The sequence below is a fragment of the Paenibacillus sp. MY03 genome (assembly GCF_002165585.1).
Taxonomy (GTDB): domain Bacteria; phylum Bacillota; class Bacilli; order Paenibacillales; family Paenibacillaceae; genus Pristimantibacillus; species Pristimantibacillus agaridevorans.
Genome location: NZ_MXQD01000107.1, coordinates 1 through 211, shown reverse-complemented (window position 1 = coordinate 211; position 211 = coordinate 1). Strand labels below are relative to the sequence as shown.

The window sequence follows — 211 nt, the reverse complement described above, 5'->3', positions numbered from 1 at the left end:
TTCGTGTTATCCTTTACCGAATAAACATTTACCCACTGTCCGTCCTTCCAATATTGAACATCGAAATCCCTCATCTTGAAATAGGATTCCGTTGTATAGACATCAATTTGGTTCAATACCGTAGGCTGGGCAAATTCAACCTGCAACCACTGTGGGTTGTTGTAGGTTGTTCCCTCCCCGGAGCTCCACCCCGCGAAAGATCCATGGTTGC

The 211-nt window shown here is 46.0% G+C and carries 1 protein-coding gene; it reads right to left on the bottom strand.

What is annotated here, in order from left to right:
• Window positions 1–211: galactose-binding domain-containing protein (locus B1748_RS36075; RefSeq protein ID WP_143810485.1), on the bottom strand; the 211-nt coding region annotated here is incomplete at both ends.